Below are 10,994 nucleotides of genomic sequence, written 5' to 3' on the forward strand. Positions count from 1 at the left end.
GAATGAACGAACTGAAAAACGAAATTGACGACTTTGAAAAGAGAGAAAGGTTTAGTGGGCCTGCAAAGCGAATTATGGAAAAAATCAAACCGCTTCGCAGCCACATTGACATTGCAAAGAGAAGATGGTTTTGGGAGTTATTGCAAAACGCAAGTGATGTTAGTGAGCAAACCGAAATTGAGGTTGTTCTTTCCGTTGACAACTTAAAATTCCGGCACAATGGCAACCCATTCACATACAAGGATGCAAGAAATTTAATTGAACCTGATTCGGGCAAAGACGAGTTTTCAGAAAATATACCACGAGAACAAATCGGACAGTTTGGAACTGGGTTTCTAGCGACACATATTTTATCACTCTTAATAAAAGTTGATGGGATTATTGAGAGTAAAGACAAGAACAACTATTACAAATTTGGTTTTGACCTTGATAGAAGGTATCCCGAAGAAATTGATTACAAGTCAGCATTAATGGTGAGTATTGAAAAATCTATAGAACAGCTTAATGAGGATTATTCGCCAATCACTAACTATCAAAAGAATGGAAAACCAGAAACAGAGTTCAACTATGATTTTAAATTCCCTTATGAAGACGAAAACAGCTTTGAAATAGCAAAGTCTGGAATCGAGAACCTGAAAACTGTATTTCCCTTCGTTCTTTCATTCATTCCAAAAATTAAGACAGCAACAATAATTGACAGGACTACTTCAATAGATCATATAACTGTCTACTCAGCCCAACAAGACCAAAATACTGCATTACCCTATCAACTCTTTTCTATTACAAGAACTCTTGATGGCATTAAAGAAACTGATACAGATATTGCTTTAATTTCCGAAGGATCGACAACAGTTGCAATCAATGTTGAGAAAATAAACGCTACCGAGATATCAATACTTCCATACGATAAAGAGCTACCAAAACTCTTCTGCGCCTTCCCATTCGTAGGAACAGAAGATTTTAACTTTCCGATTGTCATCAATAGTAAGGATTTTGACCCGAAAACAGAAAGAAACGGAATTGAATTATCTGACAAAGATGACAAAAACCGCAGTCGCATTATTGAAGCTGTAACTGCCTACAAGAAAGTATTGAAGATCGCTGAAACTGAAAAATGGAAAAACATTTACCGGATTTGTAAAATTTACGATTCAAATTTTGCAGAAGATAAAATTAAAACCTGGTTCAAAAGAACAGTAGTTGATGAAATTCGTTCCGCAATTTTATCTCACAAGATTGTAGAAACAGATAAAGAACCAATCTATTTAAAAGATAGTTTGATTCCATACTTCGCCGACAAGAAGGAAGAAGTCGTAAAGAAGATTTATGATTCATCAAAAGATTTACTTGCAAGTAAATTGCCCAAATCAGAGCATTACTTGGAGTGGTGCAATCTGCTTGATTTCACATATTTCAAAGACCAAAAGCTAGACATTGAAAAACTAGTGAAAGAAATTGCAGTTAAATCAAAACTGACAACTCTTAAAACAAGTTTACCTCCTTTTATAAATGTTAACGACTGGCTTAATACTGTGATTGAACTAATCATAGAAACAGACAATACGACACTGCTTGATAAATTTCCAATTATTCCAAACCAAAACGAAAATTTCAAAATCCGCAATGGCAAAGAAAAGTTATTCCTTGACAATGATGTTCCTGATGAACTCAAGACCATTTTAACTGGACTCACAAAAAATGACTGGAAAGATTTTTTGCTTCATAAGGACTATGAACGCAATACAACCTTAATTGCAGATAAGGATAAAAAATCTTTACTTGACATTGTAGTTGAAATTGACAATGAGCTGAGAGATTACAGATCTAATCGAAAAGAATCCAAGTTTCTTACGGCGGTTAATTCAATTTTTAAATGGGTAAATGATAATGATATAGTAGAAGAAAAAGCTAAAATCTATTTCCCTTGGTTCTCCCAAAACAAAGCACAAATAGTTTTGGACACTTTTTCTACTGACCAAGATCGAGAAAATGCTTTTGCCATTGTTCAGAGTGGAAAGATGGAAGTATTAGCAAAAATTGCCAAGAGCAATTTATCCAGTTCCGACATAGAACTTGTTACTGAAAATATTGGCGAATTTAAAATCTTTTTGGACTGGATAAAAAACAAAGTTGATGATGAATACTTTGCAGACGAACTTGGCGGTAATGAAGGTGAATCTTTCATTTATTCGCTATTAGTAAGCAAGTTTCAAAAAGATAATGTCGTTTGGGCAAGCAAGAATGCAGAAGCACGATTCGACTTTCAGGTTTTGAATGAAGATAAAACAACAAGATTCTACATTGATGTCAAAACAACTTCAAGCGGTATTGCAAATACAGACAGTATCCCATTCTTTATGCGATTATCGCAATGGAACTTTCTTGACGAGAATGAGAGCAAGGACAAATATTACATTGCAAGAGTATTTAGACATAATGAAGAATTTAGTGCGAAGTTTTTAAAAATTAACAAAGAAAATATTTAATGACAACAGAACTTAAAACGAAAGTCAGCAGATAACATAGTATTGCAGCTATAGGGATAACGGAAGAAATCCAGATGACAGTTTTAAAGTTTCCCACTGCGGCAATACCCTGAACGTTAGCGACTATTTTATAAGGTCTCCTAAAACCTCTCATTGAGTGAACCTATCGAATTCTCAAGCCCAACCCCCCACCCCAAATACAGTTTTCCACCCAAAATCCCCCTTTGGGCTAAAATCGCTATTTACTGGACGAATGGCGGGATTCGGCATTGAATAAGATTTATCAATTTTGCAGCCACCTTTCCCTATCCCCGCGATAGTTGGAAAGCACTAACGGAATTACCGCGACTAGTTATCCTCCATAGTTATGAGTACCCCAAAAACCCTGTTCGATAAAGTCTGGGATGCACACGTCATCCGGCAGGTTAAGGATGGTCCCGATGTGTTGTTCATCGACCGCCATTTTATCCACGAAGTAACGAGCCCGGTGGCGTTTTTAGGTCTCGAAGGCCGGGGCGCAACGGTCCTCTATCCCGACCGTACGTTTGCCACCGCCGATCACAACACGCCAACGCTCAACCAGCACCTGCCCGTTGCCGATCCCATGTCGGCCAACCAGCTGGCGGCTCTGGAGCGTAACGCCAAAACTTATGGTATTTCGCACTGGGGTTTAGGCCACATCAAGAATGGTATCGTACACGTGGTAGGGCCTGAAAACGGCATCACGCTTCCCGGCATGACCATCGTTTGCGGTGATTCGCACACCTCCACGCACGGTGCCTTCGGTGCCATTGCGTTTGGTATTGGTACGTCGGAAGTGGAAATGGTGCTGGCGACGCAGTGTATCATGCAGCCCAAGCCGAAAAAAATGCGGATTACGGTCAACGGCAAACCCGGTAAAGCGGTGCTGCCTAAAGACGTGATTCTGTACATCATTTCGCAGACCTCGGCCAGTGGCGCTACGGGTTACTTTGTGGAGTACGCCGGTGAAGTGTTCGAGAACATGACCATGGAAGGCCGTATGACGGTTTGTAACATGACCATCGAAATGGGTGCCCGTGGTGGTATGATTGCCCCCGACCAAACTACGCTCGACTACCTCAAAGGCCGCGAACTGTCGCCCAAAGGTGAGCAGTGGGACAAACTCGTTCCGTATTGGGAATCCCTCAAAACCGACGAAGGCGCTACGTTCGACCTCGACCTCACCTTCGACGCAGCCGATATTGAACCCCAAATCACCTACGGCACAAATCCAGGTCTGGGCACCGGTGTAACGCACCAGATTCCAATGGCTGACAGCGTAAAAGACGGTTCTGCTAGCTACAAGAAGTCGCTGCAATACATGGGCTTCCAGGAAAACGAAACCATGATTGGCAAACCGGTCGATTTTGTCTTCCTCGGCAGTTGCACCAACGGCCGGATTGAAGATTTCCGCGCCTTTGCCTCGATCGTAAAAGGTCGTAAGAAAGCCGATAACATCACGGCCTGGTTAGTACCGGGTTCGCACATTGTCGAAAAGCAAATTCAGGAAGAAGGTATTCTGGACATCTTGACCCAGGCCGGTTTCGAATTGCGTCAGCCGGGTTGTTCCGCTTGCCTGGCCATGAATGACGATAAGGTTCCGGCGGGTAAATACGCCGTTTCTACATCGAATCGCAACTTCGAAGGTCGTCAGGGACCGGGTGCCCGTACCTTGCTGGCCAGTCCGCTGGTAGCAGCCGCTGCCGCCGTAACCGGTGTCGTTACCGATCCACGTGGATTAATGGAAAATGCATAATTAATAATGAACACTTCGCTTGATTAATTCAGGTGACATCTCATTTTGCATCATTCATTTTCCATTATACATTATTCAAAAAATGGCTTACGATAAATTTACCATACTCCGCAGCAGTGCCGTTCCCATGCCGAATGAGAACGTCGACACGGACCAGATCATCCCCGCCCGTTTCCTGAAAGCCACCGAGCGCAAAGGATTTGGCGACAACCTTTTCCGCGACTGGCGGTACAATAACGACAATACACCCAAAGCCGATTTCGTCCTAAACGATCCGACTTATTCCGGAAAAATTCTGGTAGCTGGCAAAAACTTTGGTAGCGGATCGAGTCGCGAGCATGCCGCCTGGGCCATTTACGATTACGGCTTCCGTTGCGTTGTGTCGAGCTTCTTTGCCGACATTTTCCAGGCCAACTCCATCAACGTCGGCATTTTGCCGGTTCGCGTTAGTCCCGAATTCCTGGAGAAGATCTTCGCAGCCATCGAGGCCGATCCAAATACCGAACTCGAAGTGAACTTACCGGCACAAACCGTCACACTGCTGGCAACGGGCGACAGCGAAAGCTTCGCGATCAACGAATACAAGAAGCACAACCTCACCAACGGCTACGACGACATCGACTATCTTCTGTCCATGAAAGAAGAAATCGGAGCCTTCGCCGAAACGCGGCCCTTTTAATTAATTGGTGAATGATAGAATGAGTGAATGAGTGAATAAAACGAACATCCGCAATTCACTCATTCACTCATTCACTCATTCTATCATTACCTATGAAACGTCGCTACATTGAAATAATGGACACGACACTCCGCGATGGTGAACAAACCAGCGGTGTGTCGTTTTCTGCGTCCGAAAAGCTGGCGCTTGCTCAGTTACTGCTTACCGAAGTCAAGGTCGATCGCGTGGAGATCGCTTCGGCGCGCGTATCGGCGGGTGAGCTGGAAGCTGTTCAGCAGATTACCCGCTGGGCAACCAGCGTGGGGCTGATCGACAAAATTGAAGTACTCACCTTCGTTGACGGACAGGCCTCCCTCGACTGGATGCAGGCGTCCGGTGCCAAAGTAATGAACCTGCTCACCAAAGGTTCGCTGAATCACCTGACCCATCAGCTCAAGAAAACCCCCGACGAACACTTTACGGACATCAGTCAGGTTGTTTGTGCCGCTGGTAAGCTGGGTGTCAAGGCCAATGTTTATCTGGAAGACTGGAGCAACGGCATGCGCAACTCGCCGGACTATGTCTTGCAGTACCTTGATTTCCTCAGTACGCAGCCCATTTTACGGGTACTGTTACCCGACACCCTGGGCGTCCTGACACCTGCCGAATCCTATACGTTCGTGCATCAGTTAGTGACTCGTTACCCCAACCTGCACTTCGATTTCCACGCGCACAACGATTACGACCTCAGCATCGCCAATGTGATGGAAGCCATCCGGGCGGGAGCGCACGGTATACACCTAACCGTTAACGGCCTGGGCGAACGGGCCGGAAACGCGCCACTTGCCAGTGCTATTGCGGTCTTGCGTGATTTCATGCCAGAGGTTCGAACGGGCGTTATTGAAAAATCGCTGTATCAGGTCAGCAAGATTGTCGAAACATTCTCTGGGCTTCGTATTCCCGACAACAAGCCCGTTGTTGGCGATAACGTGTTCACCCAAACGGCGGGTATTCATGCCGATGGCGATAAGAAAAACAACCTCTACTTCAACGCCCTCCTACCCGAACGCTTTGGCCGGAAACGCAGCTACGCGCTCGGAAAAATGTCTGGTAAGGCCAACATCGAGAATAATCTTCGGGAGTTGGGGATTCAGTTGTCGGAAGACGATCTCAAAAAAGTAACGCAGCGCGTTATCGAACTAGGCGACCAGAAAGAGGTGGTCACGCGTGAGGACTTGCCCTACGTTATCTCCGACGTATTGAATACTAATTCATTCGCATCGCGGGTGGAAGTTCTTAATTATGTACTGACGCATTCCAAAGACCTTAAGCCTTCGGCTACACTTCGGGTTCGCATTGATGAGGAGCATTTCGAAGAAAGTGCTCAGGGCGATGGCCAGTATGATGCGTTCATGAACGCGCTGAAGAAGATTTACGTCAAGAAGAAATTGACCTTACCCTTACTGACCGATTACGCCGTACGGATTCCAACCGGCGGTCGAACCGATGCCCTTTGTGAAACCATTATCACCTGGAAGCATAAAAACGGGGAGTTCAAAACACGGGGGCTCGATTCAGACCAGACCGTGTCGGCCATTAAGGCCACTCAAAAAATGCTCAATACCCTGGACTAAAATTGACGATTCGTTTAATAACTTCGTGCTCAGTAAAGAAAGCATAGAACGTTATCACGTTTACTTCGTCTTCCAACTAGTTAGTTATGAGTCAGGCCAAACAAACGGCAGAAAAGGTAGATTACAACGGGGCCGACAATCTGGCCATGATGAGCCACGCCATTAATTATAACGGTGGTCTCTTTAAATGGGTATCAAGCGACATTCGCCCTGGCGAAGCCATCCTGGATTTTGGAGCGGGAAATGGCGAATACGCCAACCGTTTCCCACTCGGTACTGTTGATGCCGCTGAGATTGACCCGGAGCTGCTGCCGCTGATCAAACAGCCCGTTTATACGGATATCAGCACATTGGACAAGACCTACGATTTGATTTATACCATCAACGTCCTGGAGCACATCGAGCACCACGGCGAAATCGTCAAAGAACTATACAAAAAACTCAAGCCGGGCGGCCGCATCAAGGTTTTCGTGCCTGCCCGTCAGGAGATTTTTAGCAACATGGACGAACATGTAGGGCATTACCGGCGCTACGACAAAAAGATGGTTCGCCAGATTCTGGAAGCCGCCGGGCTACGCGTCACCGATTGCCGGTACTATGATTTTGCCGGTTATTTTATTTCGCTTATTTACAAATGGCTTGGTAAAGACGGGCGGATCACGAAAGAATCTGTCATCTTTTACGACCGAATCATTTTCCCGGTAAGCCGCTTGTTCGACATCCTTACGGGTGGACAGGTTATTGGCAAGAATGTCATTGCTGAAGCCGTGAAGCCCTCCTAGTCGCACCCGACTTACTCACTTGGTCTACCAGTTTCAATTTTTTATTGGTTCGTTTAGCTTGCCCATCGCAAAGGAAACCAGCGACTAGTTGAACGTCAGCCATTCTTTTGCTCTTTTGTCTCTTAAAATGAAAAAACACATTGTAGTTATTGCCGGTGATGGCATCGGTCAGGAAGTAACAGCCGTTGGCCAACAAGTACTCGATGCTATTGCTGCGAAGTACAACCACGAGTTCACCTACGATACGGCGTTAATTGGCCATGCTGCCATCGAAGCCACCGGCAACCCGATTCCAGAGGAAACCATCACCAAGTCAAAAGCATCGGATGCGATTCTGTTTGGTGCTGTTGGTCACCCTAAATACGATAACGACCCATCGGCCAAGGTTCGCCCCGAGCAGGGACTGTTAGGAATACGCAAAGCTTTGGGCTTATACGCTAACCTGCGCCCCATCAAACTATTCGATGAATTATTGAGCGCTTCCAGTATCCGGCCAGAAATTCTCAAGGGCGCTGATATCCTCTTCTTCCGCGAACTTACCGGCGATGTTTACTTCGGCGAACGCGGTCGTAAAGACGAAGGGAACACAGCCTACGACACAATGATCTACAGCCGCTACGAAGTGGAACGCATTGCCATAAAAGCCTTCGATGCCGCCATGACCCGTCGCAAGAAGCTTTGCTCTGTCGATAAAGCCAACGTTCTGGAATCATCGCGTCTATGGCGGGAAGTCATACAGGAAATTGCTCACCGTTACCCAGAGGTTGAAGTAGAGCATCAATTTGTGGATGCAGCAGCCATGTTGCTGATCAAAGACCCCAAGCGTTTTGACGTCGTTGTAACCGGCAATCTCTTCGGCGATATTCTGACTGATGAAGCAAGCCAGATCGCCGGTTCGATGGGTATGCTGGCTTCGGCATCCATAGGTGATACAACGGGGCTGTACGAGCCTATTCATGGCTCAGCCCATGATATCACGGGTAAAGGAGTAGCTAATCCGTTGGCGTCTGTTTTATCAGTTGCCTTAATGCTCGATATATCTTTTGGAATGAAAGCTGAAGCTGACGCCGTTGTTAATGCCGTTGATTCAGTTCTGAAAGCCGGTTTTCGAACCCGCGACATTGCCGACCCAAGCACACCTGCTGAAAAAATACTCGGGACGGAGCAAATGGGAGCTCAAATCTTACAGCGGCTTAACGCTTAATTTAATTGGCTAAATTAGTTGCTTAAAATTTTGGGTGATTTGTAAAATTGTTAAAATCATTTATTTTTGTAGCGTATTTACGCGATCAGCGAAATTTCGCAGACTAACTAATGACGATCCTCCTACTCTGCCGACTGCAAAATTTAAACGTTTTTTAAGACGGAGAAGGATACGCTATATCGAAAAAGCCCTTTCTCTGCTTTGAGAGAGGGCTTTTTTCATAACCAATGAATCATTACCTACTTCAATATACCGAATTATGAGCCAGCGAGTTTATATTTTTGATACTACTCTACGCGACGGGGAACAAGTACCAGGTTGCCAGCTAACTACTGAGGAAAAAATTGTAGTTGCTAAAGAACTAGAGCGGATGGGCGTTGATATTATTGAAGCTGGTTTCCCTATTTCAAGCCCTGGTGACTTTCGTTCCGTTGTTGAAATATCCAAAGCAGTCACCGAGCCAACTATCTGCGCTCTCAGCCGTGCGGTAAAAGGTGATATTGATGCCGCTGGCGAAGCGTTAAAGTGGGCAAAACGAGGCCGTATTCATACGGGTATCGGTTCCTCAGACATTCACATCCGGAATAAATTCAACAGCACCCGGGAGAACATTCTTGAGCAGGCAATAGCTGCCGTAAAACATGCTAAAACGTACGTAGAAGACGTAGAGTTTTACGCCGAAGACGCCGGCCGTGCAGATCTTGTCTTTCTCGCGCAGTTAACCGAAGCAGTTATCAAAGCAGGTGCTACTGTTGTTAATATCCCCGACACGACGGGTTATTGCTTACCTGATGAATACGGTCGAAAAATAGCCTACATCTACGAGCACGTCTCTAACGTCCATCAGGCGACCATCTCAATCCATTGTCACAATGATCTTGGATTAGCTACAGCAAACACACTGGCAGGTGTTATGAACGGCGCACGGCAGGTGGAAGTGACCATGAACGGCATTGGCGAGCGCGCTGGGAATACGTCGCTTGAAGAGGTAGTTATGGCTATCAAAGTAAAGAAGGAGTTAGGTCTCCATACGAACATTGATACAACCCGACTGTTTCCGGTTAGTAATTTGGTATCACAAATGATGCGAATGCCTGTACAGGCTAATAAAGCTATTGTAGGCCGTAATGCGTTTGCCCACTCCTCCGGTATTCACCAGGACGGTTTTCTGAAGCACTCGGAGAACTATGAGATCATGAACCCGCACGATGTAGGTGTGCCCAAATCTTCAATTGTGCTAACTGCCCGAAGTGGCCGCCACGCGTTAAAACACCGACTCGAACTCCTCGGTTTCCGCTACGACAAGCCAACACTCGATGGCATCTACACCCGTTTTTTAGATATGGCCGATATCCGCAAAGAGGTAAATGACAAAGATTTAATGGAACTGGTCCGTTAATAAGAGAGCCCGAGAAAATCGGGCTTTTTTGTTGGCTTACACTGGTGAACAAAATGGTTATAACTGCTGTTTCGCGAGAAGGATAGGTAGTAAATAAATTAAAATTCAGATCAATATGGCCCGCCCAACGCCCGAGTTAATTTATGCCCTTCGTCAAACAGCCCAGAATTTACAACATGGTGCTCCTTATCAATGGGGACATATGGGTGGCTGTAATTGTGGAAACCTTGCTCAACAGCTTACAAAGCTTAATAAGCAACAGATCCATCAGTATGCTATGCAGCGTCATGGCGATTGGAATGAACAGGCTGAAGATTACTGTTCGACTAGTGAAATGCCAATCGATCTCTTAATTAATGAAATGCTCAACGCGGGCCTAGTTCTTGAGGATATAAAACACCTTGAGCGGTTAGATGATCGGCAGGTACTACTTCGCTTTCCGCTTGAGCAAAGATATTTAAAGCATAACGTACGCCAGGATGTGATTGCTTATATGAACGCTTGGGCCGATTTACTGGAGGAAGAATTTTTAGAGAAAATCACGTTGCCAGCTATGGAAACCTTTGAAATGGCGTAAAATACTGGCATCAACTTCATTGAATCTACAAGGCTTGCACATTTGTGTAAGCCTTTTTTTACATCGTTCCGGTACAGCCGTTAATAAACGCAAAAAGCCTGTCCGGATGGACAGGCTTTCGCTGTTTCAATAGGTGGCATCTTCCTACTCTCCCGCTTGTGACAGCAGTACCATCGGCAGTACGGGGCTTAACGGCTCTGTTCGAAATGGTAGAGGTGAACACCCGCCTAAACTACACCAACCTAATTGACTCTTTCGTGTGACTCACAGATGTGAGCGTACACAATATCTTGTTGTCTTTTTTCCTACAGAGAGAGACCTGGATATTCCACTTTTCGTATGACTCATTCCATCAACCTTCAAACACAGCGCAACTGTAAACACGCTTCCGGGGCCATTAGTACGGCTCGGCTTTATGGCTCTCACCACCTCCACCTGCCGCCTATCAACGTCGTCGTCTACAACACCCCTTTATAC

At 45.5% G+C, this 10,994-nt stretch carries 8 protein-coding genes and 2 rRNA genes; 8 read left to right on the forward strand and 2 right to left on the reverse strand.

The features are described 5' to 3' along the window. The first annotated feature begins 2 nt into the window (after positions 1-2). From CRO74_RS23030 to CRO74_RS23065, 8 genes are all read left to right on the forward strand, one after another. On the forward strand, positions 3-2,486 hold the full coding sequence (locus CRO74_RS23030; RefSeq protein WP_097129314.1) for a sacsin N-terminal ATP-binding-like domain-containing protein: 2,484 nt from the start codon (positions 3-5) through the stop codon (positions 2,484-2,486). A gap of 367 nt (positions 2,487-2,853) precedes the next feature. Beyond that, positions 2,854-4,263 (forward strand): 3-isopropylmalate dehydratase large subunit, encoded by a 1,410-nt coding sequence (gene leuC / locus CRO74_RS23035; protein ID WP_097129316.1) that lies wholly within the window; start codon positions 2,854-2,856, stop codon positions 4,261-4,263. 82 nt (positions 4,264-4,345) lie between these two features. Further along, on the forward strand, positions 4,346-4,942 hold the full coding sequence (gene leuD, locus CRO74_RS23040) for a 3-isopropylmalate dehydratase small subunit (protein ID WP_097129318.1): 597 nt from the start codon (positions 4,346-4,348) through the stop codon (positions 4,940-4,942). 92 nt (positions 4,943-5,034) lie between these two features. Next, the gene (locus CRO74_RS23045) at positions 5,035-6,555 is read left to right on the forward strand and encodes a hydroxymethylglutaryl-CoA lyase-like TIM-barrel protein (protein ID WP_097129320.1); all 1,521 of its coding nucleotides are present in this window, start codon (positions 5,035-5,037) and stop codon (positions 6,553-6,555) included. Between the two features lie 86 nt (positions 6,556-6,641). Beyond that, the gene (locus tag CRO74_RS23050) at positions 6,642-7,337 is read left to right on the forward strand and encodes a class I SAM-dependent methyltransferase (RefSeq protein ID WP_097129322.1); all 696 of its coding nucleotides are present in this window, start codon (positions 6,642-6,644) and stop codon (positions 7,335-7,337) included. Between the two features lie 127 nt (positions 7,338-7,464). Continuing rightward, the gene (gene leuB / locus CRO74_RS23055) at positions 7,465-8,541 is read left to right on the forward strand and encodes a 3-isopropylmalate dehydrogenase (protein WP_097129324.1); all 1,077 of its coding nucleotides are present in this window, start codon (positions 7,465-7,467) and stop codon (positions 8,539-8,541) included. A 259-nt stretch (positions 8,542-8,800) separates the two neighbouring features. Next, positions 8,801-9,940, forward strand: a complete 1,140-nt coding sequence (locus CRO74_RS23060; RefSeq protein ID WP_097129325.1) for a 2-isopropylmalate synthase — start codon at positions 8,801-8,803, stop codon at positions 9,938-9,940. Between the two features lie 115 nt (positions 9,941-10,055). After that, the gene (locus tag CRO74_RS23065) at positions 10,056-10,517 is read left to right on the forward strand and encodes a hypothetical protein (protein WP_097129327.1); all 462 of its coding nucleotides are present in this window, start codon (positions 10,056-10,058) and stop codon (positions 10,515-10,517) included. A 131-nt stretch (positions 10,518-10,648) separates the two neighbouring features. Here the strand turns inward: CRO74_RS23065 and rrf are convergent. Beyond that, positions 10,649-10,759, reverse strand: a 5S ribosomal RNA gene (gene rrf, locus CRO74_RS32470). A 134-nt stretch (positions 10,760-10,893) separates the two neighbouring features. Beyond that, positions 10,894-10,994, reverse strand: a 23S ribosomal RNA gene (locus CRO74_RS23070); the annotation flags it as partial.

The sequence above is a fragment of the Spirosoma fluviale genome, from assembly GCF_900230225.1.
GTDB classification, from domain to species: domain Bacteria; phylum Bacteroidota; class Bacteroidia; order Cytophagales; family Spirosomataceae; genus Spirosoma; species Spirosoma fluviale.

Excerpts from the sequence above, each read along its gene's own strand:
- leuB (WP_097129324.1), top strand. The coding sequence starts at position 7,465 with ATGAAAAAACACATTGTAGTTATTGCCGGTGATGGCATCGGTCAGGAA.
- CRO74_RS23030 (WP_097129314.1), top strand. The coding sequence starts at position 3 with ATGAACGAACTGAAAAACGAAATTGACGACTTTGAAAAGAGAGAAAGG.
- leuD (WP_097129318.1), top strand. The coding sequence starts at position 4,346 with ATGGCTTACGATAAATTTACCATACTCCGCAGCAGTGCCGTTCCCATG.
- CRO74_RS23060 (WP_097129325.1), top strand. The coding sequence starts at position 8,801 with ATGAGCCAGCGAGTTTATATTTTTGATACTACTCTACGCGACGGGGAA.
- CRO74_RS23065 (WP_097129327.1), top strand. The coding sequence starts at position 10,056 with ATGGCCCGCCCAACGCCCGAGTTAATTTATGCCCTTCGTCAAACAGCC.
- leuC (WP_097129316.1), top strand. The coding sequence starts at position 2,854 with ATGAGTACCCCAAAAACCCTGTTCGATAAAGTCTGGGATGCACACGTC.
- CRO74_RS23050 (WP_097129322.1), top strand. The coding sequence starts at position 6,642 with ATGAGTCAGGCCAAACAAACGGCAGAAAAGGTAGATTACAACGGGGCC.
- CRO74_RS23045 (WP_097129320.1), top strand. The coding sequence starts at position 5,035 with ATGAAACGTCGCTACATTGAAATAATGGACACGACACTCCGCGATGGT.